Here is a 26,008-nt window from a genome sequence, read left to right as displayed (position 1 = left end):
CTCATCCCCCTAATCTCCCTCATCTCCCACACTCCCCACTCCCCACTCCCCATCTCCCCACTAACTCACCGGAACTTCTACAGGCAGTTTCAATACATTAACAACCACACCAATTAATTTCGTGGGGTCAATTGGCTTAGGTAGATGCTGTTGAAATCCGGCTGCAAGCGCTTGCAAGCGGTCTTCGTCTCGCGTGTATGCAGTTAAAGCGATCGCCGGAATGCGTCCGCCTTTTTCTGGTTCTAAAGAACGCAGTTTACGAATCAGCGTGTAACCATCTTGCTCTGACATACCGATGTCGCTAATCAGGATATCTGGTTTTGCTTGTTCTAATACTGCTAATGCTTCATCCACTGACGCCACCGCAGTGGCAACTGCCCCATAGTCCTCAAACATAAAACTGAGAAAGTTACGGGTATCTGTTTCATCATCTACAACTAAAACTTTTAATCCAGCAAGGGGAGTAGAGACTTCAGGGGGAGAAATTTCTCCTGCTGCTTCTCTACTGGCTTTGTTTCCCCGATTGTCTTGTAGCAATGGCAGCTTCACAGTAAAGGTTGCTCCCTGTTCTGTGCCTGGACTTTCGGCCGAGATGGTGCCTTTGTGCAGTTCTACCAAGTGACGAACGATCGCTAATCCTAGTCCTAGTCCATTGTGCGATCGTGTTGTGGTGCTGTCTGCTTGCCGGAAGCGCTCAAATACTTTCGGCAAAAACTCTGCACTGATGCCAATGCCTGTATCTATTACTTGAATTTGGGCGTATTGGAATTTTGGATTTTGGATTTTGGATTTTGGATTACTGCTTTCATTAGTGCTTGAAGAGTTGAAGTTTTCATTCTCAGATTCCAATCCCAAAGACGCTCGATTACTCGCTAAAAGAGGGCTATCGTCAATCGAAAATCCAAAATAGGTAGACAGCCTGACTTCTACCCTACCACCTTTATGTGTAAATTTAATGGCGTTAGTTAATAGATTCCAAACAACTTGCTGTAAACGGGCTGGATCGCCATAAACTGAACCAACCGTTGTATCCAAGACAGTATTTAATTGAATATCTTTTGCTTCTGCCAAGGGACGCACTGCTTCTAAGGCTGCCTCCATCACCGAGTTCAAATTCACAGCACATACATTTAATCGCAACTGACCACGGATAATCCTTGATACATCCAAAATATCCTCAATTAGTTGCATCTGAGATGTAGCGTTGCGCTCGATCGCCTCTAGGGCGCGGGAAGTGGCTTTCTCGTCAAGTTTCTTAGAGCGGAGGATTTTTGACCAGCCAAGCATCGAAGTTAGGGGTGTGCGGAGTTCGTGGGAGAGGACAGCGAGAAATTCATCTTTCATCCGATTTGCTGCTTCTGCTTCCTGTCTCGCCGTTTGTTCTCGAATTACTTGAGCGCGGACTTCTTCTGCTTGCTTGCGTTCAGTAATATCTTCAAGGGTGCCCACATATCCCAGTAATTCCCCTTGACTGGAAAGCATGGGTGATGAACGAACCTGAACCCAACGAACATTGCCATGAGTAGTTTGAAAGCGAAATTCTTCGGAGTAGTCACGACCTTCATTAATGTAGCCAGACCAACTAACAACCGCTCGTTCTCTATCTTCAGGATGAACAGATTCCAGCCATCTCTTTTCTAAACTCTCTGCCGCTTTCATACCACAAATTGTCTGATAACGCGGATTCGTATACCTACAACGTCCTTCTGTATCAATTTCAAAAATGCCAACTGGTGAGCAGGTACTCAGGGAACGAAATCTCTCTTCACTTTGCCTGAGTTCGGCATTAACGGCTACTAATTGCGCTGCTTGTAGCTTGACGGCTTCTGTTTTCTTAAATAGTTCTGCGAATACTGTGACTTTAGAAGTGAGGATATTGGGATCTATTGGTTTGAGTAAATAGTCCACTGCACCCAAAGCATAGCCTTTAAATAGCATTTGGTCGCTGGTGCTGAAGGCGGTGTGCGATTCGTTGCTTAGTGAATCACGGTAGTCAGTCCGCACATAACTAAGCCAGCCCGACAGCAGATTACTGTCACTAAAGGCTGAACTCTCGGTCAGATGCAAGTGTAAGCCTTGCCATTCAGACTCAGAATTGACTCCTTATCTGCCCACACCGAACAAGCTCGGTTCTTGTAGAGTGAAGCTGGGAACAGGGCGCAATCAGACGACCGTTGCGGGTTGACACTGGCGCTAATAGGGAGTTCCTATGATGAAACAGAGCCTCAAAAAGTGACCCATCGTAGAGCAGGGCGCAACACTAAAATCCCTGACTTCGTTGGAGCCAATTCCCGCCGTAATATCGCCAATAACGGCAAGAGTCTAGGGAATCCAACGGTCAAATTGGCTACATCTAACGGAACAATCAATCTCTCCGAGGGAACGAATAAAAACGATTTGTGAGTCCTGGGGCTTTCGTTCCCCAAGTAGGCTAGACGAGAAGCGGAACTCTCACAATTCGGGTAGGACAGACCGTAATTGGTCTGAGGTGTTCAGAAAATACAAACTCTAGAAGAGAAAATGATTAGACACAGTAGACATACTAGTGAATCTTGGAAAGCCTTACCGTGGAAGAAATTCCGCCGAAATCTTTTCCGCCTTCAAAAGCGCGTATTTAAAGCGGTTCAAGTTGGAGACAAACGGAAAGCTAGGTTTCTCCAAAAGCTTATTTTTAAATCCACCTCGGCTCGATTTCTTGCAATTAGACTTGTATCTCAGCTAAACGCTGGTAAAAAAACGGCGGGTATTGATGGTAAGAAATCCCTGTCATTTGAGGAACGCTTCAACCTTGAAGAATTACTGAAAATGAATAGTGGAAATTGGAAGCATCAAGGACTAAGGGAAATCCCCATCCCCAAAAAGGACGGGACTACCAGAATGCTTAAAATACCAACCATAGCGGATAGAGCTTGGCAATGCCTTGCAAAATATGCACTAGAACCAGCACACGAAGCCACTTTCCACGCCAGGAGCTACGGGTTCAGAACAGGGCGCTCTGCTCACGATGCACAACGGTACATCTACAATAACCTACGCTCTTCCTGCAATGGAACAGAGAAACGAGTTATAGAACTCGATATCGAAAAATGCTTCGATAGGATTAACCACTCAGCAATAATGGACGAACTCATCGCCCCCAAAGGCTTAAAACTCGGAATATACCGATGCCTCAAGGCAGGAGTAAACCCAGAATTCCCCGAACAGGGTACACCTCAAGGGGGAGTAGTCAGCCCACTATTAGCAAACATCGCACTCAACGGGGTTGAAAGTATCCACAGATACAGAGCCAACGGGCAAATCAACGAGCCATCAATCCGATACGCGGATGACATGGTTATTATACTCCGACCCGAAGATAATGCGATAGAGATACTTGAGAAAATCAGCGAGTTCCTCCGCAAACGCGGAATGAATGTAAGCCAAAAGAAAACCAAAGTTACCGCCGCGACAGATGGGTTTGATTTCCTCGGCTGGCACTTTAAAGTCCAGAAAAACGGAAAGTTTAGAAGCATTCCCTCAGTGGACAACTTCAAAGCATTCCGTAAGAAAGTAAAACACATCGTCAACAACTCGAATTATGGTGCTACCACAAAGGCTGAGAAATTAGCCCCGGTAGTAAGAGGTTGGAGAAATTACCATAAGTTCTGCAAGATGGACGGGTCTAGAAACTCGTTATACCACATCAAAAAAAGAGCTTATACGGTATTCAACAAGGAAGCCAAGAAAAATCGCTACGCTAGCAAGAAATTACTAGACAAAGCATTCCCAGCAGTTTCCTACTCCGAAAGTAGCCACGTCATGGTTAAAGGAACAAAATCCCCCTATGACGGAGATACAGCCTACTGGAGCGAACGCAAAAGTAAGCTCTATGACGGCGAAACTTCTTTTGCTCTTAAGAAGCAAAACCATAGATGTGCCTCTTGCGGCTTAAAGTTCATCGATGAGGAACGGATTCATCTGCATCACATCGACGAAAATCACGCCAACTGGAAGAAAAATAATCTGGAAGCAATTCACGAGAGTTGCCACGATTACAAGCACATGAGCAAAAGCGAAAGCTGAGAAGCTGAGAACATCGGGAGCCGTGTACACGGAAACGGGTACGCACGGATCTAACTGAGAGGTGCGGGGAATAATATCCCCCATCGACTCAACCAAGAAAGATAATTGGTGTGTGACGCGATCGCCCGCGATTGCGTATTAAAGTCGCAGTTTCAAAGCCATCCATCCCTGGCATTTGCACATCCAACAAAATCACTGCAAAGTCCTGATGCAGCAGACACCTTAAAGCTTCTTCCCCAGAAGTAGCTCTCACCAGATTCTCACCTAGTTTTTCTAGGATTGCCTCTAGTGCGAGTAAATTTTCGAGTTTATCATCTACCAGAAGGATGTTTACTTTGGGTTCCATCTGCATGGGTTCATTTCCGTGATAAATAACAAAGCTTGACCATTTGGTCAGCAATGTCTGAGAGTGTCAAAATCCAGTCTACTGCAACAGCAGAAATTGCTGCCTCTGGCATAATGCTGCTCTCTGCTGTGGCGGGTTCCTGTACAATAGTGATTCCTCCCCGCGCTTTTATTTTTTTTAAACCTTGTTTACCATCATGATTGGCTCCTGTCAATATTATACCGATAACTTGCTCACCATAGATATCGGCTGCGGACTCAAATAATACATCAATTGATGGTCGGGCATAGGAAACAGGCTCATCGGTGGAAAGAGCAAAGTGACCTGGTTCAACGAGCAAGTGATAATCTGCTGGAGCTAGGTAGATATGCCTTGGTAGTATTTCGTCTTTGTCTTCTACTTCTTGAATCGGTAAGGAAATCGATTCTTGTAATAATTCCTGGAGTGCTTTGTTCGACTCTTTGTGACGGTGTTGGACGATGGCGATCGGTACTGAAAAATCCGCTGGCAACTTTTGGAGAATGATTTTCAGCGCTGATAATCCACCTAATGAAGTACCAATCACCACAATTTTAAATGACACCAATTTAATCCTCATACCCGCCGAATATGGGTATTGGGCATGGGAAGAGGCTGGGGGACAGAAGGAAAAACTTTTCTCCCTCCCTCATCTCCCTCATCTCCCTCATCTCCCTCATCTCCCTCATCTCCCTCATCTCCCTCATCTCCCTCATCTCCCTCATCTCCCCATTCCCTACTTCTCCCGCAACTACTGAAGATTATATATTTTTGTCATTTCCTTTACAAATAAATATTTTATAAATGTGAAATACTTTACATAAAAGTATCCTCTTTATGTTTAATAATATTTTAATTATGCAAATTTAGATACATTTAAAAAGCATTATTTTTGCTAGTTAAATAATTTTTTAAACTTTAATCTTTTATTTTTTGACAATTCATAAAAATTTACTTAAGCTAAAAGATAGGTTAAGCAAATCAACAAACGACAGCGATTTTGTTTAGCTACATTAACAATTGCTGTTGCAGACTATCGGCATGAGGAAGGAATCGCCAGCAAAAGTATTGTCTGTAGGCAAATTAACCAGATTTGACTACAAAAAGCTAAGACATGACTAAGCATATTGCACCGCGCAAATATTAAATCAGTGAACAGTTATCAAGATTTTAAAGGGGGACTGATAACTTGAGAATTCAGAATTTAGAATCCAGAATTCAGAATTAATAAGGCTTGGATAACCAAGGTTAATAATTTTAACAAAATCAAGCGGGTATAAAACCATTGATTTTCCAGCCATTCTGACTCCTGACTCCTGACTCCTGAATTCTGAATTCTGAATTCTGACATGATAACTAATAACTGCTGAACAGATTCGGGTCATTTATTGATGGATACTTGTGGTGATGTTAGTGAGTGTCCATAAACCTTTGAAGTTAGCCTCAAATGCGGTAAATATGTCCAGGAGAACACAATGCTTGAGTATTTTACATCTTTGAATGACCACAATTTGCCGTATCCAGATACGATTCACCCCATCGTTGTCCACTTCGTAATTGCGATGGTGTTGTTTTCCTTCTTCTGCGATGTAGTTGGCTATTTCACTGGTAAAACTCGCCTGTTTGAAGTGAGTTGGTGGAATATGTTTGTCGCCACGATCGCTATTTTCGTAGCCATCATTTTTGGTCAGTTTGAAGCCGGTTTAGCACAACCTTACAGCCTAGCTAAATCGGTGCTGAATTTGCATACGTTGATTGGTTGGTCGCTTTCGGGAATCATCGCGGCGATTACAGCTTGGCGCTATGTAATTCGTAGCCGTAACCCGCAAAAAGTACCGTTTTATTATCTGGGAGCCGGACTAATTTTAACTTTAATAGTTGGCTTGCAGGTATATCTCGGAGATCAACTTGTGTGGGTGTATGGACTGCATACAGTACCAGTTGTAGAAGCAGTAAAGGATGGTTTATTGCCATGAACTCAGAACTGATTGACCAATTGAACGGACAACTAGGCGCAAACGGACTACCTTATACAATTCCCATTCATCCCAACTTAGTCCATCTGACACTGGGTTTATTTATCATTGGCATGACCTTTGATATAGTTGGTGTCTTGTTTCCCTTCCAAAAATGGGTCTTTAAATTTTTGGGAATTACTGTGGAACGTGACAACTTCTTTGAAGTTGGCTGGTACAACATGTTCGCTTCCTGCATCATTACATTTTTCACAGTGGGAGCAGGTTTTTACGAAATGCTGTTGGCAACACCACCAGCTGATGTGAAAAGTGCCTGGGGATTGCAGGCAATGGAAACCATGCTCTGGCATGGTGTCGGTGGTGTGTTCTTATTAGCCGTGATTGTTGCCATGACCATCTGGAGAGGATGGCAGCGCTTCGTTTGGAGCAAACAAGAATATAGACAGACAGATAGACAAGTGCAATGGATCTATCTGTTCGCAGGCATAGCAATCATGTTCATTATGTACATCCACGGCACACTAGGAGCGCAATTAGCCGCCGAGTTTGGTGTACACAACACAGCAGATAAATTACTGCGACTAGGCCAAGACCTCAACACAACACTCAAATAAGTAAGTCGTCATTAGTCATTTGTCCTTTGACCAATGACTAATGACTAATGACCAATGACTAACGATCAATAACCATGAAAATCCAGAAGATTTTAAATATTTTGACGCTGCTTACAGGTGCGATCGCGGTGACTGCTACTAGTCTCTGGATCGGCAAGCAGGCTTACTCTTGGCTTCCTCCACAAGCAGCAGCTGAATCCCAACTAATTGATAATTTGATTAGTTTCTTAGTAACCCTTGGTAGCTTCATCTTCTTGGGAGTAACGAGTACTCTGATGTATTCTGTGATCTTCCATCGGGCGGTTAAAGATGACTTTACCGACGGCCCCGCAATTGAAGGTAATGTCACCTTAGAAGTTGTCTGGACAGCAATTCCAATTTTGTTGGTGTTTTGGATTGCGGGTTACAGCTACCAAGTCTACGAACAAATGGGAATTCAAGGCCCGTCCCAACTAGTTCACCTGCATAATCCGTTGGGAATAGAATCAGCTTATGCAGCAACGAAAGACTCACCAGATACGGCTTTAGCTGAACCAGTAGAAAAAATTGACGTATTAGCCAAACAATGGGCGTGGGTATTTCATTACCCAGAGAAAGATGTCACCAGTACTGAATTGCATTTACCGAGCGATCGCCGGGTGCGCTTAGCGCTAAACTCACAAGACGTTCTGCACGGCTTTTACATTCCTGCATTTCGCCTCAAGCAGGATATTATTCCCAACCATGCGATCGACTTTGAATTTACTCCCATCCGTCCCGGCCAATACCGATTGACCGATTCCCAATACAGCGGCACATATTTTGCCACCATGCAGGCAAATGTGGTTGTTGAATCTCCTGAAGATTACCAAAAATGGCTTTCCCAAGCTGCAACTCAAAAGCCATCCCCAGCCAAGAATCAGGCGGCTTCTGAATATGCTCAAACATCCAATCAATCAGTCCAAACTGGTTGGGCTACAGTAGCCCCTGCTGCACCTCCTCTAGTCAATTCTCCTGGTTGAAAAACGCCCCACCTCCCTACTCCCCACTCCCCACTCCCCATTCCCTGTATTTCTTGAAAGGAAAATAACCCATGACTAATGTTCCTATTGACGGCATTAGTATCGCCAGTGAGAATTCTCACCATGAATCTCCAGGCGACTGGAAGCGATACTTCAGCTTTAGCACTGACCATAAAGTTATTGGTATCCAATATCTCGTTACCTCATTTGTCTTCTTTCTCGTCGGCGGTATCTTTGCAATGGTGATTCGGGGAGAACTAATGACACCCGAATCAGATTTAGTCGATCGCACTGTCTACAATGGCATGTTTACCATGCACGGCACCGTGATGCTGTTTTTGTGGACATTTCCCTCGCTGGTTGGTTTTGCCAACTATCTAGTGCCCTTGATGATTGGGGCGCGAGATATGGCATTTCCCCGTCTCAATGCCGTTGCTTTTTGGATGGTGCCAGTAGTCGGGATTCTCTTGATGAGCAGTTTCTTTATTCCTGGTGGCCCAGCCCAAGCAGGCTGGTGGGCTTATCCCCCAGTCAGTCTCCAGAATCCCACAGGAAACTTAATCAATGGTCAAGTCCTCTGGCTGCTGGCGGTGGCGGTGTCAGGTGTGTCTTCAATTATGGGGGCAGTTAACTTTGTCACCACAATTGTGAAAATGCGTGCCCCAGGAATGGGCTTCTTCAAGATGCCCTTGTTTGTCTGGGCAGTATTTAGCGCCCAAATTATCCAACTATTTGGACTACCTGCACTCACAGCAGGTGCAGTAATGCTGCTACTCGACCTCACCGCTGGCACTGCCTTTTTCGACCCTGCTAGGGGCGGGAATCCAGTGATGTTTCAGCATTACTTCTGGTTCTACTCCCACCCCGCCGTTTACGTGATAATTTTGCCTATCTTTGGCATTTTCTCGGAAATATTCCCAGTTTATGCCCGTAAACCCCTATTTGGTTACAAAGTCGTTGCCGTTTCATCCATCTTGATTGCTGTAGTCAGCGGTATTGTTTGGGTACACCACATGTACGTCAGCGGTACACCTGGTTGGATGCGGTTGATTTTTATGCTGACAACGATGTTTGTATCTGTCCCCACGGGAATTAAAGTGTTTGCTTGGGTGGCAACTATTTGGGGCGGTAAGTTGCGGTTGACTACCCCAATGCTGTTTGCCTTGGGTGGATTAATCATGTTTGTTTTCGCCGGCATCACAGGGATTATGCTTTCCTCAGTGCCAGTGGATGTCCACGTTAACAATACCTACTTTGTCGTGGGACACTTCCACTACGTCCTCTACGGCACCGTGACGATGGGCTTGTATGCTGCCATCTATCACTGGTTCCCCAAAATGACCGGTCGGATGTACCACGAGGGTTGGGGCAAAATACACTTCTGGTTAACCTTCATCGGCACCAACCTCAACTTTTTGCCCATGCATCCCTTAGGATTGCAAGGAATGTTACGCCGAGTTGCTTCCTACGCCCCAGAGTATGCATTCTGGAATATCATCGCTAGCGTCGGCGGATTTCTCTTAGGAGTATCCACCCTGCCCTTCATTTTCAACATGGTGATTTCTTGGATGCAAGGCGAGAAAGCACCCAATAACCCCTGGCGGGCAATTGGACTAGAGTGGTTAGTTTCTTCACCACCCTCAGTAGAAAACTTTGAAGAGATTCCCATCATTGTCTCTGAACCCTACGGCTACGGTAAATCAGAACCGTTGACAGCTAACTTCCCAGAATAACGCCAAATATCGGGAAGGCGCAGAAGCCCTCTGCGGCTTCCCTTTACGTTTCTAATTCACCCCTCAAAAAGCAAACTTCACCAATGGACAGTTATATCAATTCACATGAATTACATCAGACAGAAGCAGAACATAGCCACGATGAAGAAGGCAACAAAATGTTTGGCTTCATTGTATTCTTACTGTCTGAAAGTGTAATTTTCCTAAGTTTTTTCGCCGGATATATCATCTACAAAACAACAACTCCTAACTGGCTACCTGTCGGTGTTTCTGGACTAGAAGTAAAAGAACCGGCAATCAATACAGTAGTTCTTGTTGCTAGTAGCTTTGTGATTTACTTAGCAGAACGCGCCCTTCAACGCCATGATTTAGTGAAATTTCGCCTGTTTCTTGTAGCAACAATGGCGATGGGAACTTACTTTTTGGTTGGACAAGCGATTGAATGGAATGGCCTCGACTTTGGCTTCACCTCAGGGGTATTTGGTGGCACGTTCTATTTGCTCACAGGCTTCCACGGTTTGCACGTTTTCACTGGTATTTTGTTGCAGTTGATTATTTTAGTGCGATCGTTTATTCCTGGTAACTACGACACAGGTCACTTTGGCGTTAATGCAACTTCATTGTTTTGGCATTTCGTCGATGTCATCTGGATTATTTTGTTTATCCTCATTTATGTTTGGCAGTAAATATTGATGGGGATATCTTGTGTGTAATACCATTTCACTTTAAAGTTGATACAAATACCTTGGTAGGGTAGCACCGCTGTGCTACCCTACGACGTGATGTTTTTTTAACTGGAAATCCCTTAGAAATGTTTTGGTTTCAAAGTGAAAGACCCCCAGCACACTTATTTTTTGCCAAATAGATGGTGTTTTTTCTTCTCGATTCCTGCCAAAACCACTGTTTGAGTCAGCTAAAGTTGGCTGCCATAAAACCAGTATTGATAGTATTAAAGATGCAATAGGTATCTTGCGGCTAAAACCTAAATTCTAAATTCTGCTGTACTAATGTCTCAGAGCAGCGTTTAATAGCGATCGCTGCTAGCATAACTTTGGCAGAAACTTCTGAGAGTTTGTTTGAAAACTCAGCAAGTATACTCAAAAGCTCTCGCTAAACCTCTGTTACTGAAATTATTTAATTAACGTCCTATGAATTGGAGTGCTGCATTACCAACTTTTTTTATCACCTTAAGAGAAGGCGTTGAAGCCGCTTTAGTTGTGGGAATCGTCTTCGCCTGTTTACAGCAAGCTCAGCAACAAAAATTGCAGCGTTGGGTTTACTTCGGAGTTTTGGGCGGTATCTTAGCGAGTTTTGTATTTGGTTTGCTAATTCATGTAGGATTACAAGGATTGCAGACATCTAAGCAGCTCTATGCACCCGTGTTCAAGCAACTTTTTGAGGTTGGATTAGGCGTAATTGCGATCGCCATGCTCAGTTGGATGCTAATTTGGATGACACGACAAGCACGATTTCTCAAAGCTGAGATTGAAGGTTCTGTCAAAAGTGCCTTGGGCGAAAACGATAGCGCAGGTTGGGCGATTTTTAGCTTAATTTTTATTGCTGTGTTTCGTGAAGGTTTAGAAACAGCTTTGTTTATCGTCGCTAAATTTCAAGAAGGTTTGACACCTGTTTTGGGTGCAGTGGGAGGATTAGCGATCGCCGTTTTCATTGGGATGCTGCTGTTTAAATGGAGCATCAGAATTAATTTAAGCCGATTTTTCCAGGTAATGGGCGTGTTACTGCTGCTGATTGTCTCTGGGTTAGTAATTTCTGCCCTGCGCCATGTTGATGCTGCGGCGATCGCTTTTAGCCAAATTAACCCTGAAGTCTTAGGCCTTTGCGGACAAGGAAACACATCTTGTCTTTTAGGCCCCCAAATTTGGGACTTCTCAACCATCTTACCTGACCGGCAGTTTCCTGGTATTTTGCTGAAAACTTTATTTGGCTACACCCAAAAACTGTATTTAGTTCAAGCTGTCGGGTATCTCCTTTTTTGGATAACCATAGGCGGTCTTTATTTCCGCAGTCTCAGCCAACCCACACAATTAATTCGTAATTCGTAATTCGTAATTCGTAATTATAGAAAAATACAGTTCAGTTAAGGATTTATTCCTTCTCTTTGCTTACTTGGCAATTTGTTTGAAAATTAACTTTTACAAAGAAGTTTAGCCTTAAATGAACCGTATTTAATTCTATAATTCAATTACGAATTACGAATTACGAATTACGAATTACGAATTATTTTGATCGATGTCATTAATATTTATTCCTCCATTTGTACAACAAATTAACAGTAAAATTGCCCGTGAGGCTGGTGTTAATTTGTCTGTGCTACGCCTTGATGTTATGCACCCGTGGGTTAATGGGAATAAGTGGTTTAAGTTGAAATATAACCTTTTGGAGGCGAAGCAGAAAAATTTCACGAGGCTGCTTACCTTTGGCGGTGCTTATTCCAATCACATCTATGCAACCGCAGCAGCCGGTAATCTTTTGGGATTTCATACCATTGGCGTAATTCGTGGCGAAGAAAAGTTACCCCTGAATCCGACGCTGAGTTTCGCTGTACAGCAGGGTATGGAACTGGTGTATCTCTCGCGCCAGATGTATCGACAACGCAACACAGCAACGCTAGATGAATATCTGCGACAGCGTTTCGGCGAGGTGTTTATCATTCCTGAAGGCGGTAATAATTTAAACGGCGTGCGGGGTTGCACAGAGATAATTAGTGAAGCGATGCCTACGGCTGGCTACGCCTACGCCTTTGATTATATTTGCGTAGCCTGCGGTACGGCTACAACATTGGCTGGGATTGCGCTTTCGTTGCATGAAGGACAAAAAGCGATCGCTTTTCCTGTGTTGAAAAATGGCGCTTTTCTGGGAGAAGAAATCGAAAATCTATTGACAAATTACCTCGCCTCTGGATTACCAACTCCATATACTTCTCCCGCTTCTTGGGAATTAATGTGTGATTATCACTTCGGCGGCTATGCAAAGGTGAATCACGAGTTGCTACGATTCAGCCAGGAGTTTAGCGAGCCGCACGGCGTACCTCTTGATTACGTATATACTGCAAAAATGTTTTATGGAGTGATGGATTTATTACAGCAGGGATTTTTTGCTAAAGGCAAAAGTTTGCTGCTGGTACACACAGGCGGCTTACAGGGTAATGTTGGTATGGAAGAAAGGTTGCAGAAGGTTTATAGAATCTAGGTTGCTAGTGAGCTAAATAGAAATTTTGGTATTACTGAACTTAAATATCAAATACAAAAATCAGCAATTCTTAACTCTAACTCTCTGCGCCTCTACGCCTCTGCGCGAAACAAATTATTTCCGCTTTTTCTGTAATACATTGCGCTTTAGAGAATTGCAACGTAAAATATTTACACCAATTAACTAGTTAATCAAAAATAAAAAAGGAGTATAATACGTGGCTTCAGCACAACAAAGTAATTATGCTCGATTTCAATATTATGTAGAGCGATTAATAATTTTGGGAGTTTCTAAAGAAATTTTTGAAGAAGATAGAAGCGAACTACTTGAATGGTTTGATACCCACTCTTCCTTAAAAAATCATAAGAAAGTGTTTATTTTGTGGGGGGATATTGTTAGTTATTTAGAAAATAAATTATATATATCTTCTAAAAAAACTCTTAAAAAAACTCACAAAATATACAGCCGCGAAACTTTCAAATATTGGTGCGATCGCTCTGGAGTTAAGCCTAGAAAAAGATTTCAACAAATTCTAACAGAACAAAAAATGAGCGATGCTTGTATTGTGACTTTAGACGAAGCAATAATGCTTTTTAATCACGCAATAAGATTTAAGCTTGATCTTGGCAAGGAACCAGGTCTAGAGCTAACTGATTTTAATGAAATATCTAAAATATTTTTAGCTCATTTTTGGAGTATGTCAACACAAATTAATGTGTTGTTGCTGGGAAAGTAATGTTATCAAAAGATATTTGTTAAAAAATATAATTTTTTTTCATTTTGTTGCTACGCCGATAATGTGAGGACTGACAATCGACAATCCAGCTTCAAAATTCTCATAATTGATGCTGGTAAAACCAGCCTTTTCTAAGGCTATCCAAGTTTCTCTATCTGGATGACAATTATCAGCTAAAATTTTCCAAATCGGACTAATTGTATTTTGCATTTTTCGCAATAAAGTTCCTTGAGGTGCGGCGATGTGTTCAATAAATAATAAGCGTCCGCCTGGTTTGAGTACTCTTAAAATTGCTTGTAATGTATAGTTGATATTCGGCACTGAGCAAAAAAGTAAGGTAGTGACAACGGTATCTATGCTGTTATCTTCAGCATCTAGCCATTCAGCATTACCAATGCGGAGGTCGATATTTAAACCGAGTTTTTTTGCTTGTTTTTGGAGATAGGAATGCATCTCTAAGTCTGACTCCATTCCTATTAAGTGAATATTTTGAGGATAGTAGGGTAAGTTAGAACCATCTCGTGGACTAATTTCTAATACTTTACCTTGGAGATTGGCAAAAAGAGAGCGTTTGCGATCGCCTAGAACTTTATCATAGACGCTGCTACGTTGAGCCATCATCCAGGCAAAAAAGTTTTTACCCAAGTTCGCATAAATTTGGGTTGGTAGTTCTCCACAAATTTGGTTTACACTCATCATCCACTTCCTAATTTTTGAGGCTATAAATTGGTGTGCCAAGTAACCATTTATAGCCTCAAGATATAATATTTATTTTTGTCGCACTTCACCCACTTGACTCACCTGATTGGGTGATTTTCATCAATTTGTGTATTCGGGGTGCGTTAGCCTCCGGCGTAACACACCCTACATCTTACTTACTCTCGCACAATCCAAAATCTAAAATTTAAAATTGTATCACCCATGAAGATTGGCTTGTTCTTGCAACCAGGGATCTACAGGTTGTCCATCTTTACGGCGTAATTCAATTTCCACTGCTATCACTTGTTTTGAACCAGGAGGCGCAGGTTTTTGATGGAAAATAATATCATAATCTAGTGGATTGTGTTTACGTTCTTTCAACCATTCCTGTACTTTGGTTGTGGCAAAGAATGATTGTCCTTGCTCAAACATTCGGGTAATCTGCATTTGCAGTGTATAAGGATTGATACGACTCATTTCCTACCGCCTTTTTTTTATTGAAGAAGAATTCAGAAATCAGAATCCAGAAATCAGAATTAAGAGTCTGGCAAATTGTAACTGGTGTGGTATTTCAGTGTTTATTTATCCGCCAACCATACTCTAATACACAACTGAATTCTCACGACTCAAGCCTTTATTCTATTTCGATAAATTTTAGCCCATACCCCACTCCCCACTCCCTATTCCCCACCCCCCAATCTTCAGTAGATAATGTAAAAAATTAGATATCCCAAAAGTAGTAGTTACTGAGATATCAACTGTGACAGGATGAACTCAATGCCTACCCTTTAGTATATTTCACCAGATTACTACTTAATTTTGTTATAGATTGGAGAGAGGCACGCCGCTTCAAGAACTGACCAAAAGATTGAGATGGTTGTTATGAAGAGCAAAAATCAAGCTATTTTCGCTTTATTTGTCAAAAGCGCTATTATCTTTTTACCTTTACTACTACCTGCTAGTATTGCTAGTGGACAATCCGCGCCACTGTCCAAACCAGCAATAACTCCTAGTGCGGTGTTATCAAATCAGGAACGCGAAGAATTAACGCGATTACGAGCCGAAAAGCAAGTTCAATCTGATTTAAAGAGAGCTTTTAGCCGTACAACTATTTTAATTAATATCTGGCTAGTTATATTAAGTTTATTTCCGTTGGCGATCATTGCTTTACTTTGGCTATTACGACGAGCCATCATCCGCGAAGTTGTTGATAGAGCAATGCAACAATTAGAGGGAGTAGAAAAATTACAAAATCAGCTAACTACTGTTAAGCAAGATGCAGAAAATCTGATTCAAGAATCTAAAAAAATAAATTATGACTTAGAACAGGAAACTACTGCTCTCCAACAAAAAATTAAAAATCAAGCAGAAAGTTTATCTGTTGTCACATCTGATATAGATTTAGTTAAAGCACAGATATTAAATAGATTAGAAGCTGAAATTCAAAAGTCTCAACAAAATATAGAATCTTTGGAGTTAAAATTTGCTTCTGGGTTATCTAAGTTAGAGTTGGAGGCTCAACAGCAAAGAGATTTAGCACTGGAAAATCTCGTAAAATTAGCATCTAGTTTGTCTGAAGAACTATCTACTTTAAAGTTGGGTATACAACAACAGCAAGAATTAGCCGTTGCTGATTTAGAATTATCGAGGTCTGAGTTCACATCTCAACTTTCTGGATGGCAATCTGATGCTCAACAGCAAAAGGATATCATTGTTGAGAGTTTAATTAAATTGCAGTCGGAATTTGCTGCTCAATTATCTCAGCTAGAAATAGATGTTCAACAGCAAAGAAATGTCACGGTTGAAAAATTAGATAATCAATTAAAATCTCAACTATCTGAATTACAGACGGATGCTCAAGAGCAAAAAAATAAAATTATTGAAAATTTAACAGCATTGCAATCAGAGTTTGCTGTTCAATTATCTCAATTACAAGTAGACGCTCAAAAATCTAAAGAGTTAATCATTGAGAATTTGGAAAAATCTGGTTATGAGTTTACTTCGCAATTCTCAGAATTACAATTCAATGCTCAACAGCAAAAGATTCTGATTTTAGAGAAGCTAGAAAAGCTAGAAACAGAGTTTGTTTCGCAGCTATCTGAGTTACAATTGGATGCCCAACAAAGAAAAGATATCATTCTTCAGGAATTGATTGAGATGACATCTGCATCTATTCCAGAGGAAGTTGAAGAAACAAAAGAAGAACAGCCACAAGAACCGGAATTCAGCGCTGAAGAGTATGTAAAGCAGGGAGATACGCTGTTCTCCGAAAGACGTTATGAAGATGCGATCGCCATTTACAACGAAGCAGTTAAAATTCAACCTGATGACCCTGTTATTTGGTTAAAACGCGGCTTAACTCTCGGAAGATTGAAACGCTACAAAGATGCGATCGCCTCTTATGACCGAGCTATTCAGATACAACCAGATTATCATCAAGCTTGGTGCGATCGCGGTGTTGCTTTTGGTAATTTACAACAGCATCAGCAAGCCTTTGCTTCATTTGATAAAGCTACACAAATCAAGCCTGACGATGCAGTTGCTTGGTTGAATCGCGGTCTTTCTCTAATAGCATTAGAACAATATGAAGAAGCAATTACATGTTTAGAAAAAGCCCTAGAATTACAACCAAATTCTCCCAAAATATTGGATAAATACGGTTATACTCTAGTCAGACTCGGACGCGATGACGAAGCGATCGCTAGTTTTAATAAAGCATTAGAAATTAAGCCAGATTATGCCAGCGCTTATTACAACAAAGCAGCTTGTTACGCACTCCAAAGACAAATAGAACTATCTTTAGTAACTCTTCAACAAGCAATTGAAATTAATCGTAGATACAAACAAGAAGCAGCAACGGATCTAGATTTTGACGATATTGCCAAAGATCAGCGGTTTCAGCAATTAATTGGAATATCTGACAGAATTCAGAATTCAGAAGTCAGAATTCAGGAATAATTTGTATACTTTACACTTGTTGAAATCTACTGTAAAAACCAACAAAATAGAACTTACGCATTGACAATAAATACTAAATATGAATAAGTCAGGACTTACGCAAAATTCTGAAAAAACGAACCGCATTCGCGTTAGCGTCTCCCCTTGGGAGAAGGACGCAAAGGACACATTCGCGCAGCGTCTCGCAGAGAAGAAATAAGAGTTTCAGAGAGTTTTTGCGTAAGTCCTATGAGTTTAAAAACCACATCTTTCGTAAGGGCACAGCATTGCTGTGCCCCTACAGCATGGTCTATTTACGTAGTTTACCGCCGTAGGCATCGCACGATAATTAAAAAAAGCCTGAAACAACCGGGAGCATCGTTAATTCACACCACGATGCATTTGTACAGTGCGTAAGTCCTACAAAAATCAACGGTATTGCTGAATAAACGGATGATTTAGCAACTTATAAAATTCTCCCTCATCTCCCTCATCTCCCTCATCTCCCCATTCCCTACTCCCTACTCCCCTCCCCAGACATCGCTTTGAGTTTAGACGTGAAAGACTCAGAGCGATCGCTTTTTTCTGGAGTAAATTGCCCTATTGGGGGACGAATAGCCGCAGGTGGTAGTAGTTTTGGCTGTTGATGAGAGACTGGTGATCCACTTTCTGGTGAAGTTTGCCTTTGGTTAACAGCAGACGGTAGCTGAAGCGTTGCCAAAGAAGCTGAGTCACCAGCAGTGGTAGACTTGAGGGCGCTTTTATTGTCCCTAACTTCCTGCTTGTCTTCTTCTTCACCTAAAGATGTCTTTTGTTTGTAACCGTTCAGTTGTAGAGTTGTAGTATTACTTTTTTGATGACCATTACTAGCTTTCCCAGGTGGTAATTGAAGTTTTGTTACTTTCTCAAAAGCGGACTTTTTCTTGGCTGGCGGTAGGGCTGGTGCAGCCAATGAGGTTAGGCTTTGGGGAAACTTGCTACAAATCATTCGTTCAAATTCCATGTTGAAATGATATGTAGCCTGATCCCGACGCTGCCAAAATACTAAGATTTGCTGCACAGAAACCGCTTTATAACGACCTTGATATAGGGCTTCAATCACTGCCAGGTGTAGCCAATTCAGTGGGTATTGCGTTTGCCAACGTTCAACTAGCTCATTGGCACTATACCCACTGAGATCAAAACTATAGTGAATTAATAACGCGATCGCCAAATTGGCAGAGGTGTCTGGAAGTGTTGTTAACATGGGGCTGTTAGCTTTTGGCAATAGGTCTAGATTTTTCACCCATCGCATATAGCCTATCGTGCTTTTAACTACATGGTTTTTTTCCCAGAGTTGTCAAGTCCATAGGCAGTGTTTCCTATTCTACTTGTCAACTTCCCAGATGCAAGAGTCTATAGAGTGATTTAACGGTTATCTTTTTTACGAAACAGTGTTCACAGCAGTAGGGGCACACAGCTGTGTGCCCCTACCCATGCATTGTATCCAAACTCCAAACCCTATAAATCCCCCACTAACTGTTCGCTGTTCACTGATTCAATCGCAGGTGTTCGCCCAATGGCGACTAATGCCTGATAAACCATCGCTGCAACTTCCGCGCATGTTGCCGGACGTGAGGGTGCAAGCAGTGTCGGGTCTGGATAGTTGACAACTATTCTTTTATGTGTTGCAGTAGCAACAGCTTTTTGGGCATAGTCGGGAATCCTATGGCGATCGCCATACACTTCTAAAACATTGTTATCAGCCTGTGGTAGTCCCAGTCCATTAACTAGAGAGACAATCACCTGTAGCCGTTGCACATTTTGATGGGGGCGGAAAGTGCGATCGTTAAATCCGCTAACAAAGCCACCCCTAGCCGTAATTTGGATGGCATTATACGCCCAAAAATCCTGGGATACATCTACAAAATCCGGTGCTGGGCGTTTAGCAGTTGGTTTAAAAGCAACCGCTACTAAAGCCGCATATTCAGCGCGAGTCATGGGTTTATCTGGCTGGTAGCTACCATCAGCAAAATCGGGAGTTAAATCCATACTCACCAATGCCTGAATAAATGGTTCTGCCCAATGGTCATCTACTTGAAAAGACGTGGAGAGTATTTGTAATAAATTCCCCGCCTCCCGTGTCCCTGTGTCCCCGTGTAAGAGCGTCCCCGCGTCCTCTTTCACCGTGTCCCCGTATCCCCGTGTAAGAGCGTCCTCTTTAAGAGCAATCAATTCCACCAAGCCCTTGACAAGACGAGGATTCAACTGATTACTTACAGAAACAACCTTTTGTGTAGTGACATTGTGTAAATCAAATTCATTATTATCACGAAATATATTGTGACCGGGATCTTCGGTACTACCTAAATCCGGAACTGCATTACCATTGACAAACAGACCGCCTTGGGAGTTTTGGGCAATGAGATTTCTACGCAGTACCGGGTGGGCGTTGCGAGAAAGTGCGATCGCCGTGCGATTTTCTGATAATTTGTTATTGGCGATCGCTGGAGCTGCAAAGTCACTAATTGCTATCCCCAAAGGATTTCTTTGAAATACATTCCCCAATACTTCGCCCTGGCTATGGCCTGCCATCACTAACCCACTGGCACTATTTTGCACAAATACATTATCTAAAATTGTCGGTTTAGCAGCGCCAGTGGTAAACACACCTTCCCGTCCACAGTTACTGAAAGTATTGTTGGCTAAAGTAGGTGCAGCCGACTCAATCCAGACACCAGTACCTTTTGCTGAGGAATTGGTGACAGTTACACCTAAAAGGCTGGCATTTTCTAACAACAGCAGGGCGATATTTTGCATTCCAAAGCTGGGACTTTGATACTCGCCACTCCCAGAAATTACAATCCCTGCTCCTTTGTCAGCTTCATTACCTACAATCTTCACTCCTCCACGGATCACTAGGGGAAATGCCTCCCCACCAGCGACGCTGTAAGTCCCAGATTCTAAATGAATGATTGTCGGGATTTTAGTTACTTTTAAAGCACGGGTGAGGCTTTTGAACGGGCTTAACCGAGAACCGATATTAATATCATTCCCTGTTATGGGGTTGACATAGAGTGTGAGAACAAGGGTAGAGTTCACCATTGATGATTGAGAGTCAGTTGTTTTAATTATGACAATCATAAATAACACTACTTGTAGCAAACTTTGTCAAAGTAGTATCCTTGTGTGTAGAAAATGTATCTGCTTTACCCTTTCTTCCAAGCAGATAACGTGTACACAAAAGTTATAGACTCTCATGCAACATTCTGAGTTCTCGTCTTGGCGGTCTAACAGTTCTCTGAAGAAATATGGGGAGTGGGGAGTAGGGAGTGGGGAATGGGGAAAGAAAGTGTTTGTTTGATTCGTAGCGGGTGGTGCGCCGCCTTTGCGCCTGCTTCTCAGATATAAGGGTGCGTTACGACTTTAGTCCAAGAGTCAGCTACCCCTTGTTTTTATCCTTATCTAGCGCTTCTTGGATAGCACGACGGCAAAACTCTGGCGGGTCATCCTTGGCTTTAACTTCTTCCTTCATTTTTTCAGTGACTCGAAAATTAAGATTTTGCGTCAATGGTTCTTCTCTATCAGACTTAAGTGGTTTTAAATTTTCTGGGTTACCTTTAGGGTTGGGCATTATTGAGAAAAGTAAATATAATATGCTTGATTCAGTACGGTATTCAACCAGTAGGTAGAGTATCCAGCACGCTACAGTCAAGAAAAGCTATTTGGACTCTACCGAGTTAAATGGCATTTGGATACAGCTTTAGAAATACTAGGAATGCTCTAAACATTAATTACATAGCTAGGGGCGTATGGCTATACACCTCTACAGGTGATTCATTTTTTGCAAAGATTTTTGTCAATAGAAATCAGAGCGATCGCCATCCCAAAATTATGAATTTCTAGACTGTTAATATTACGAAAAATAATCAATATTTGCAAAACATAAATTCTTCTGACTGCAAGTGAAAGTCAATTTCACATACAATCAAAGTATGATTATTTAGGTGTAAGTAGTCAAAATGACCGAAGATAAAAATCGCATCAATCGTATAGAAGACCAACTAATTGATATGCGTCTAGCAGTCAGCGCCCTTTTGGAGACTGTGACGCACCATCAACATAATTTTGAGACTATACAGCGTAATTTTGAGACTATGCAGCGTAATTTTGAATCTACTAATAGTAGCATTAACACTATTTTCACAGAACTTAGAGACATCCGTACTGATATGCAAGAAATGCGAGCGGATATGCAAGAAATGCGAGTGGATATGTTGCAAATGCAATCAGAAGTTCGCGGTTTACAAACAGAAAATCGCCGCATTCTTGATGTTTTGCAAAATCGTAATTCTGAAGATGATTCTTTGGTGTAAGAATAAAGACGTTGCAATGCAACGTCTCTACATTAGCTAAATTGTTCGATAATTCCGCCACCTAAGACTTTTTCTCCGTCATACCATACCGCAGCTTGTCCAGGTGTGATGCTGAATTGGGGTTCATCAAAAACCAAACGCACACGGGAGTTTTCCAGAGGAATCACCGTCACTGGTGTAGGCGTGGAACGATAGCGAATTTGGACTTCGGCATGAATTGGAGTAGATGGTTGAGCGATAGAAACCCAATTTACTCGCCCTACAGTACATTCTGGCTGAGTTACCTTAGTGCGATCGCCAACAATAACTCGATTATTCACCGCATCTAATTCAATCACATACAACGGCTCAGCAGCAGCAATTCCCAAGCCTTTGCGCTGTCCGATTGTGTAGTGATGAACACCATCATGCTGTCCCAAAATTTTGCCTGTGGTATCGACAATATCGCCTGTTTTGGGAGCTAAATATTTATCCAGAAATGCCCGCATGGAACCGTTACTTTCCACTAAGCACAAGTCTTGGCTTTCCGGCTTATCAGCGGTTTGGAGTCCGTATTCAGCAGCGATGCGACGGGTATCAGTTTTTTCCAATTCGCCCAAAGGAAATACACTCGCCTCTAGCAAATCTTGAGACAAATCATAGAGAAAATAAGATTGGTCTTTGTTGCGGTCAACAGCCCGTAATAATTGGTAACGCCCAGTAGCTTCATCATAGTTAATTCGGGCATAATGACCAGTGGCAATGCGATCGCATCCCAATTGTTCGCGGGCATACTGCACCATTGGGCCAAACTTCACCGTTTTATTGCACTGAGAGCAAGGCAAAGGCGTGATCCCAGCGCTGTAACCAGTCACCAAGAAATCGACAATATTTGTTTGGAAGACATCCCGAATATCCACAACCTCGTGGGGAATGCCCAGTTGTTCACAGATACCAGCCGCGTCGATCATACCTTCAGAGCAACATTGACCTTTGCCTTTCATCAGCCAAAGAGTCAAACCAATTACTTCATAACCCTGATGGTGCAGGATAGCAGCGGCGGTGGAACTGTCAACACCACCAGAAAGACCAACGACGACTTTTTTCATACAAACCCAACACGGTAGCTGCGTGGTTGTCCAATTGTAGCACAGACTCTTCAAAGCCTTGCCAGTAAAGCACTTCACTTTATCGGCAATCAAATAGATAGTTGTTGCTTACTTGCTCATCTAAGATTAGTTACAGGTGTATTGTTTACAACTTAAATGAGGTAACTTAACACTAACGCTATGTAGTTGCTACAACAGCAAACTAATTAGTTCCGGATGGAAATTGCCTAAAAATATTTAGATTACTTTCTAACTACTATGTCGAGTAGAATACCAAGTCAATTTATTCGATTTCAGATATTCTCCTTGTTAATGGGAGGATGTTTAGCGGTGCTTGCCAACTCTACCCCAGCACAAGCACAAATTTTCAACAGCAACCTGCTACTGGCTCAACAAGAAGGTGAACCTTTACCGCCAGTTCCCTTTGGTCAAGAATCACCACAGTTACCACCAGCGGAACCAGCACCAACTTATCAACCTGAGCAGAACTTTCAGCCCTCCCAACCAGCACCAAATTATCAACCTGAGCAGAATTTTCAGCCTTCTCAACCAGCGCAGATTTTTCAATCTGAGCAGAACTTTCAGCCTTATCAACCAGAACAGTTTAGTCAATATAATCAAAACTTTGAACGCTATTTAGTTTTCGTTGATGGTAGTGATTTTCAGACCCTACAACAAATACGTCAGCTTGAACCCAGTGCTTACATTCGAGAATACCAAGGACGTAATGTAATTCAATCAGGAGTTTTTACTAGAGTATCTAACGCTCAACAGCGAGTGAATGAGTTACGGTCACGAGGTATTTATGGTACACGAATCATCGGTTTTGCTAACGGACGGGAAATAGGTTCTATTGATGGAGATAATAGACGTTTTAGCGGCGATCGCAATAATGGAAATATTCCCAAACAAACCTCTAGATATTATGTCGCCATTCCCACCACTTCAGAACAGTTACCTGCGATCGCTGCTCAAGTTAGACAAAATTTAGCCCGATTCAGCCAAGATTTAGGACGATCTGGTGGAGTCCTTGAAAGGAGGCAACCACGAGGCCCACACGTAGCAGTAGGACCCTTCGCTGACCGATTACAAGCACAAGAATGGAATAAGTATCTGCGAAATATAGGATACGGGGATGCCAGGGTTTATTACGGAAAATGAAAAAGTCTCCAAGGGAATTGCTACCGCTAACAGAACCGTTTCGGTGAGAGGCGATCGGTTCACGCTGATTGTTGCCTATCGTCACCGACTCTGGCGTTAGCGACCAACATCGTAATGTTGATGACCAAGATCGTAATGTTAGCGACCAACATCATAATGTTGATGACTAAGGTCGTAATGTTGATGACCAACATCGTAATGTTAGCGACCAACATCGTAATGTTAGCGACCAACATCGTAATGTTAGGGACTAATACCGTTTTATATAGCGGTTCCCATTCAGATGCGGTACAACATTATATCCCCAGGTGTAGGGGCACGGCAGTGCCGTGCCCCTACAGGTGTATCTCAGTAGGTCGGGAAACGCTATAAATGATCTCTAAATTTGCGAGTTTGGAGTAACATGAAACTCATAACTCCCCATTATCTATTCCCCACTCCCCATTCCCCATTCAGCACTCAGCACTGATGTCAGATAGGCAAGAACAAATCTCACAAGTAGTAGTAACTGCTGAGCAAATGCGCGATATTGAAACGCGGATCTTTGCAGCAGGAATGCCTGTAGTAGCTTTGATGGAAAAGGTAGCGGGCTTAATTGCGCGTCGCATTCAAAATCTTTACCCAAACCTCAAACAAACGCAACAATTTACCCCCTCATCTCCCTCATCTTTCTCCTCAAATCTCCGTGTCGGTATTCTCGTCGGCCCCGGTCATAATGGGGGAGATGCTTTGGTTGTAGCCCGTGAATTACATTTTCGCGGCTATGAAATTTGGATTTATTCTCCTTTCTCTAAACTCAAGGAATTAACTTCCCAGCACTTGCAATATGCTCAAAGTTTGGGTATCCCAATTTATCAAGAAATTGAGCAATTGCCGAATTCTAATTTATTGATTGATGGGTTATTTGGATTTGGTTTAGAAAGAAATCTCACCGATCCCATTGCTTCTGCAATTAATCAGTTAAATGAATTGTCTGTGCCAATTTTGAGTATTGATTTACCTTCGGGATTGCACACTGACACAGGGGAAGTATTGGGGACTGCCATTCGCGCTACTCACACGTTTTGCTTGGGTTTATGGAAGTTGGCTTTCTTGCAAGACCAGGCGCTAGAATATCTCGGCAAAGTTGAGTTGATAGATTTTGATATTCCTTTGGCTGATGTGCAAGCTGTTCTCTTAAATGCACCCAGGATTAAACGCATTACGCCAGCAACCGCACTTTCAACTTTACCTTTACCCCGTCCATCAGTTACTCACAAATATAAGGAAGGACATTTACTGCTGATTTGTGGTTCGCGGCGTTATGCAGGTGGAGCAATTTTAACTAGTTTGGGTGCGCGGGGTAGTGGTGTGGGGATGCTATCGGTTGCTGTACCCGAATCGCTGAAATCTCTTTTGGTGTCGCATTTGCCAGAAGCGCTGATTGTTGGTTGTCCAGAGACGGAAACCGGAGCGATCGCGCAATTGCAACTACCTGCAAAAACTAATCTGAGTTCTTTTAGTGCGATCGCTTGTGGCCCTGGTTTAACAACAGATGCCTCTCCAGTTGTCCAAGAGGTCATAGAAAGCGATGTTCCTTTGGTTCTCGATGCCGATGGTTTAAATATACTTGCCCAAATGGGAACCATCCCCACCTTACAAAAACGCCAAGCAGTCACCATACTCACACCCCACGCAGGTGAATTCCAGCGATTGTTTCCCCATGTCGCCGATGCTAAACATGATAGGGTGAAAGCAGTACGAGAAGCAGCAGCGCAAAGTGGGGCAGTAGTATTGTTAAAAGGTGCGAGAACTGCCGTAGCTAACCCCCAAAGTGAAGTTTGGATTGTTCCAGAAAGTACACCCGCCTTAGCGCGTGGCGGTAGCGGTGACGTGTTAACCGGGCTACTCGGTGGATTGTTAGCACAAGGGTTGACTAAACAGATTCCTGTAGAAGATATTGCTGCAACTGCTGCTTGGTGGCATTCCCAAGCGGCTATTTTAGCAACTCAAGAGCGTACAGAGTTGGGTGTAGATGCATTTACTTTGACACAATATTTAATCAAAACTCTCAGTAATTGTTACTAGTTTTA

General features: G+C 42.5%; 26 protein-coding genes and 1 pseudogene. 15 read left to right on the top strand and 12 right to left on the bottom strand.

What is annotated here, in order from left to right; genetic code table 11:
- Nucleotides 1-60: 60 nt before the first annotated feature.
- Nucleotides 61-2,067: a PAS domain-containing hybrid sensor histidine kinase/response regulator gene (locus tag IQ276_RS28900; protein WP_235116059.1), complete on the bottom strand. Its 2,007-nt coding sequence runs from the start codon at nucleotides 2,065-2,067 to the stop codon at nucleotides 61-63.
- Between the two features lie 165 nt (nucleotides 2,068-2,232).
- Here IQ276_RS28900 and IQ276_RS28895 point away from each other — a divergent pair, with 165 nt between their 5' ends.
- On the top strand, nucleotides 2,233-2,403 hold the full coding sequence (locus IQ276_RS28895; protein WP_221706943.1) for a hypothetical protein: 171 nt from the start codon (nucleotides 2,233-2,235) through the stop codon (nucleotides 2,401-2,403).
- Nucleotides 2,404-2,520: 117 nt separating this feature from the next.
- Nucleotides 2,521-4,062: a group II intron reverse transcriptase/maturase gene (locus tag IQ276_RS28890; RefSeq protein ID WP_193925511.1), complete on the top strand. Its 1,542-nt coding sequence runs from the start codon at nucleotides 2,521-2,523 to the stop codon at nucleotides 4,060-4,062.
- 94 nt (nucleotides 4,063-4,156) lie between these two features.
- On the opposite strand, the pseudogene IQ276_RS28885 reads toward IQ276_RS28890, so the two are convergent.
- The 4 genes and pseudogenes from IQ276_RS28885 to IQ276_RS28870 all read right to left on the bottom strand — a co-directional run.
- Nucleotides 4,157-4,414, bottom strand: a pseudogene (locus tag IQ276_RS28885) (response regulator); the annotation flags it as partial.
- A gap of 4 nt (nucleotides 4,415-4,418) precedes the next feature.
- Nucleotides 4,419-4,991: a chemotaxis protein CheB gene (locus IQ276_RS28880; RefSeq protein WP_193922299.1), complete on the bottom strand. Its 573-nt coding sequence runs from the start codon at nucleotides 4,989-4,991 to the stop codon at nucleotides 4,419-4,421.
- Nucleotides 4,992-4,995: 4 nt separating this feature from the next.
- A complete protein-coding gene (locus IQ276_RS28875; RefSeq protein WP_235116058.1) occupies nucleotides 4,996-5,151 on the bottom strand; it encodes a hypothetical protein in 156 nt (51 codons plus the stop codon).
- A 479-nt stretch (nucleotides 5,152-5,630) separates the two neighbouring features.
- Nucleotides 5,631-5,777 carry a hypothetical protein gene (locus IQ276_RS28870; protein WP_235116057.1) on the bottom strand — a complete coding sequence of 49 codons (147 nt, stop codon included), beginning with the start codon at nucleotides 5,775-5,777 and terminating at the stop codon, nucleotides 5,631-5,633.
- Between the two features lie 124 nt (nucleotides 5,778-5,901).
- Between IQ276_RS28870 and IQ276_RS28865 the strand changes: the two genes are divergently transcribed.
- The 5 genes from IQ276_RS28865 to IQ276_RS28845 all read left to right on the top strand — a co-directional run bounded on the left by IQ276_RS28865 (nucleotide 5,902) and on the right by IQ276_RS28845 (nucleotide 10,436).
- The gene (locus IQ276_RS28865; protein WP_190882412.1) at nucleotides 5,902-6,402 is read left to right on the top strand and encodes a DUF2231 domain-containing protein; all 501 of its coding nucleotides are present in this window, start codon (nucleotides 5,902-5,904) and stop codon (nucleotides 6,400-6,402) included.
- The gene (locus IQ276_RS28860) at nucleotides 6,399-7,016 is read left to right on the top strand and encodes a DUF2231 domain-containing protein (RefSeq protein WP_190882413.1); all 618 of its coding nucleotides are present in this window, start codon (nucleotides 6,399-6,401) and stop codon (nucleotides 7,014-7,016) included. Before IQ276_RS28865 ends, IQ276_RS28860 begins: the two co-directional genes overlap by 4 nt.
- A gap of 74 nt (nucleotides 7,017-7,090) precedes the next feature.
- Nucleotides 7,091-8,017: a cytochrome c oxidase subunit II gene (locus IQ276_RS28855; protein ID WP_190882414.1), complete on the top strand. Its 927-nt coding sequence runs from the start codon at nucleotides 7,091-7,093 to the stop codon at nucleotides 8,015-8,017.
- Nucleotides 8,018-8,088: 71 nt separating this feature from the next.
- Nucleotides 8,089-9,750 (top strand): cytochrome c oxidase subunit I, encoded by a 1,662-nt coding sequence (ctaD, locus tag IQ276_RS28850; protein WP_193920662.1) that lies wholly within the window; start codon nucleotides 8,089-8,091, stop codon nucleotides 9,748-9,750.
- An 83-nt stretch (nucleotides 9,751-9,833) separates the two neighbouring features.
- Entirely contained in the window at nucleotides 9,834-10,436 is a 603-nt protein-coding gene (locus IQ276_RS28845) for a cytochrome c oxidase subunit 3 (RefSeq protein ID WP_193920664.1), read from the top strand.
- A gap of 289 nt (nucleotides 10,437-10,725) precedes the next feature.
- Here the strand turns inward: IQ276_RS28845 and IQ276_RS40390 are convergent, their stop codons facing one another.
- The gene (locus IQ276_RS40390) at nucleotides 10,726-10,851 is read right to left on the bottom strand and encodes a hypothetical protein (RefSeq protein ID WP_255264358.1); all 126 of its coding nucleotides are present in this window, start codon (nucleotides 10,849-10,851) and stop codon (nucleotides 10,726-10,728) included.
- Nucleotides 10,852-10,898: 47 nt separating this feature from the next.
- Between IQ276_RS40390 and IQ276_RS28840 the strand changes: the two genes are divergently transcribed.
- The 3 genes from IQ276_RS28840 (at nucleotide 10,899) to IQ276_RS28830 (ending at nucleotide 13,696) form a co-directional block, all read left to right on the top strand.
- Nucleotides 10,899-11,813: an FTR1 family iron permease gene (locus tag IQ276_RS28840; protein WP_193920666.1), complete on the top strand. Its 915-nt coding sequence runs from the start codon at nucleotides 10,899-10,901 to the stop codon at nucleotides 11,811-11,813.
- Between the two features lie 187 nt (nucleotides 11,814-12,000).
- On the top strand, nucleotides 12,001-12,960 hold the full coding sequence (locus IQ276_RS28835; protein WP_193920667.1) for a 1-aminocyclopropane-1-carboxylate deaminase/D-cysteine desulfhydrase: 960 nt from the start codon (nucleotides 12,001-12,003) through the stop codon (nucleotides 12,958-12,960).
- Nucleotides 12,961-13,177: 217 nt separating this feature from the next.
- Nucleotides 13,178-13,696 (top strand): hypothetical protein, encoded by a 519-nt coding sequence (locus IQ276_RS28830; protein ID WP_193920669.1) that lies wholly within the window; start codon nucleotides 13,178-13,180, stop codon nucleotides 13,694-13,696.
- Between the two features lie 39 nt (nucleotides 13,697-13,735).
- Here IQ276_RS28830 and IQ276_RS28825 read toward each other — a convergent pair whose 3' ends face one another.
- Nucleotides 13,736-14,395, bottom strand: a complete 660-nt coding sequence (locus IQ276_RS28825) for a class I SAM-dependent methyltransferase (protein ID WP_193920671.1) — start codon at nucleotides 14,393-14,395, stop codon at nucleotides 13,736-13,738.
- A gap of 216 nt (nucleotides 14,396-14,611) precedes the next feature.
- Nucleotides 14,612-14,872: a hypothetical protein gene (locus IQ276_RS28820; RefSeq protein WP_073640843.1), complete on the bottom strand. Its 261-nt coding sequence runs from the start codon at nucleotides 14,870-14,872 to the stop codon at nucleotides 14,612-14,614.
- A gap of 405 nt (nucleotides 14,873-15,277) precedes the next feature.
- On the opposite strand from IQ276_RS28820, the gene IQ276_RS28815 reads away from it, so the two are divergent.
- On the top strand, nucleotides 15,278-17,353 hold the full coding sequence (locus IQ276_RS28815; RefSeq protein ID WP_193913895.1) for a tetratricopeptide repeat protein: 2,076 nt from the start codon (nucleotides 15,278-15,280) through the stop codon (nucleotides 17,351-17,353).
- A gap of 493 nt (nucleotides 17,354-17,846) precedes the next feature.
- On the opposite strand, the gene IQ276_RS28810 is transcribed toward IQ276_RS28815, so the two are convergent.
- The 3 genes from IQ276_RS28810 to IQ276_RS28800 form a co-directional block, all read right to left on the bottom strand.
- On the bottom strand, nucleotides 17,847-18,578 hold the full coding sequence (locus tag IQ276_RS28810; protein WP_228042814.1) for a hypothetical protein: 732 nt from the start codon (nucleotides 18,576-18,578) through the stop codon (nucleotides 17,847-17,849).
- A gap of 254 nt (nucleotides 18,579-18,832) precedes the next feature.
- Nucleotides 18,833-20,416: a DUF1565 domain-containing protein gene (locus tag IQ276_RS28805; protein ID WP_193913897.1), complete on the bottom strand. Its 1,584-nt coding sequence runs from the start codon at nucleotides 20,414-20,416 to the stop codon at nucleotides 18,833-18,835.
- A 337-nt stretch (nucleotides 20,417-20,753) separates the two neighbouring features.
- A complete protein-coding gene (locus tag IQ276_RS28800) occupies nucleotides 20,754-20,945 on the bottom strand; it encodes a hypothetical protein (protein ID WP_190882527.1) in 192 nt (63 codons plus the stop codon).
- Between the two features lie 388 nt (nucleotides 20,946-21,333).
- Here IQ276_RS28800 and IQ276_RS28795 point away from each other — a divergent pair, with 388 nt between their 5' ends.
- Entirely contained in the window at nucleotides 21,334-21,687 is a 354-nt protein-coding gene (locus tag IQ276_RS28795; RefSeq protein WP_193913891.1) for a hypothetical protein, read from the top strand.
- Between the two features lie 32 nt (nucleotides 21,688-21,719).
- On the opposite strand, the gene mnmA is transcribed toward IQ276_RS28795, so the two are convergent.
- Entirely contained in the window at nucleotides 21,720-22,775 is a 1,056-nt protein-coding gene (gene mnmA / locus IQ276_RS28790) for a tRNA 2-thiouridine(34) synthase MnmA (protein ID WP_193913889.1), read from the bottom strand.
- 330 nt (nucleotides 22,776-23,105) lie between these two features.
- Between mnmA and IQ276_RS28785 the strand changes: the two genes are divergently transcribed.
- The 3 genes from IQ276_RS28785 (at nucleotide 23,106) to IQ276_RS28780 (ending at nucleotide 26,003) form a co-directional block, all read left to right on the top strand.
- Nucleotides 23,106-23,936, top strand: coding sequence for a hypothetical protein (locus IQ276_RS28785; RefSeq protein ID WP_235116056.1), 831 nt, complete (start codon nucleotides 23,106-23,108; stop codon nucleotides 23,934-23,936).
- Nucleotides 23,911-24,036 carry a hypothetical protein gene (locus IQ276_RS40385; protein WP_255264357.1) on the top strand — a complete coding sequence of 42 codons (126 nt, stop codon included), beginning with the start codon at nucleotides 23,911-23,913 and terminating at the stop codon, nucleotides 24,034-24,036. The genes IQ276_RS28785 and IQ276_RS40385 overlap by 26 nt, the downstream gene beginning before the upstream one ends.
- Before the next feature lie 368 nt (nucleotides 24,037-24,404).
- Nucleotides 24,405-26,003 carry an NAD(P)H-hydrate dehydratase gene (locus IQ276_RS28780; protein ID WP_193913885.1) on the top strand — a complete coding sequence of 533 codons (1,599 nt, stop codon included), beginning with the start codon at nucleotides 24,405-24,407 and terminating at the stop codon, nucleotides 26,001-26,003.
- The last annotated feature ends 5 nt before the right edge of the window (nucleotides 26,004-26,008 follow it).

The sequence above is a fragment of the Desmonostoc muscorum LEGE 12446 genome (assembly GCF_015207005.2).
In the GTDB taxonomy this organism is placed as follows: Bacteria; Cyanobacteriota; Cyanobacteriia; order Cyanobacteriales; family Nostocaceae; genus Nostoc; species Nostoc muscorum.
The sequence above is the reverse complement of the archived record's forward strand: the minus strand, read 5'-3'. Positions and strand labels throughout refer to the sequence as shown.

Coding starts and splice junctions, on each gene's coding strand:
- IQ276_RS28890 (WP_193925511.1), top strand. CDS start 2,521: ATGATTAGACACAGTAGACATACTAGTGAATCTTGGAAAGCCTTACCG.
- IQ276_RS28875 (WP_235116058.1), bottom strand. CDS start 5,151: ATGAGGGAGATGAGGGAGATGAGGGAGATGAGGGAGATGAGGGAGATG.
- IQ276_RS28870 (WP_235116057.1), bottom strand. CDS start 5,777: ATGTCAGAATTCAGAATTCAGAATTCAGGAGTCAGGAGTCAGGAGTCA.
- IQ276_RS28865 (WP_190882412.1), top strand. CDS start 5,902: ATGCTTGAGTATTTTACATCTTTGAATGACCACAATTTGCCGTATCCA.
- IQ276_RS28860 (WP_190882413.1), top strand. CDS start 6,399: ATGAACTCAGAACTGATTGACCAATTGAACGGACAACTAGGCGCAAAC.
- IQ276_RS28855 (WP_190882414.1), top strand. CDS start 7,091: ATGAAAATCCAGAAGATTTTAAATATTTTGACGCTGCTTACAGGTGCG.
- ctaD (WP_193920662.1), top strand. CDS start 8,089: ATGACTAATGTTCCTATTGACGGCATTAGTATCGCCAGTGAGAATTCT.
- IQ276_RS28845 (WP_193920664.1), top strand. CDS start 9,834: ATGGACAGTTATATCAATTCACATGAATTACATCAGACAGAAGCAGAA.
- IQ276_RS28840 (WP_193920666.1), top strand. CDS start 10,899: ATGAATTGGAGTGCTGCATTACCAACTTTTTTTATCACCTTAAGAGAA.
- IQ276_RS28835 (WP_193920667.1), top strand. CDS start 12,001: ATGTCATTAATATTTATTCCTCCATTTGTACAACAAATTAACAGTAAA.
- IQ276_RS28825 (WP_193920671.1), bottom strand. CDS start 14,395: ATGATGAGTGTAAACCAAATTTGTGGAGAACTACCAACCCAAATTTAT.
- IQ276_RS28820 (WP_073640843.1), bottom strand. CDS start 14,872: ATGAGTCGTATCAATCCTTATACACTGCAAATGCAGATTACCCGAATG.
- IQ276_RS28815 (WP_193913895.1), top strand. CDS start 15,278: ATGAAGAGCAAAAATCAAGCTATTTTCGCTTTATTTGTCAAAAGCGCT.
- IQ276_RS28810 (WP_228042814.1), bottom strand. CDS start 18,578: ATGTTAACAACACTTCCAGACACCTCTGCCAATTTGGCGATCGCGTTA.
- IQ276_RS28805 (WP_193913897.1), bottom strand. CDS start 20,416: ATGGTGAACTCTACCCTTGTTCTCACACTCTATGTCAACCCCATAACA.
- IQ276_RS28800 (WP_190882527.1), bottom strand. CDS start 20,945: ATGCCCAACCCTAAAGGTAACCCAGAAAATTTAAAACCACTTAAGTCT.
- IQ276_RS28795 (WP_193913891.1), top strand. CDS start 21,334: ATGACCGAAGATAAAAATCGCATCAATCGTATAGAAGACCAACTAATT.
- mnmA (WP_193913889.1), bottom strand. CDS start 22,775: ATGAAAAAAGTCGTCGTTGGTCTTTCTGGTGGTGTTGACAGTTCCACC.
- IQ276_RS40385 (WP_255264357.1), top strand. CDS start 23,911: ATGCCAGGGTTTATTACGGAAAATGAAAAAGTCTCCAAGGGAATTGCT.
- IQ276_RS28780 (WP_193913885.1), top strand. CDS start 24,405: ATGTCAGATAGGCAAGAACAAATCTCACAAGTAGTAGTAACTGCTGAG.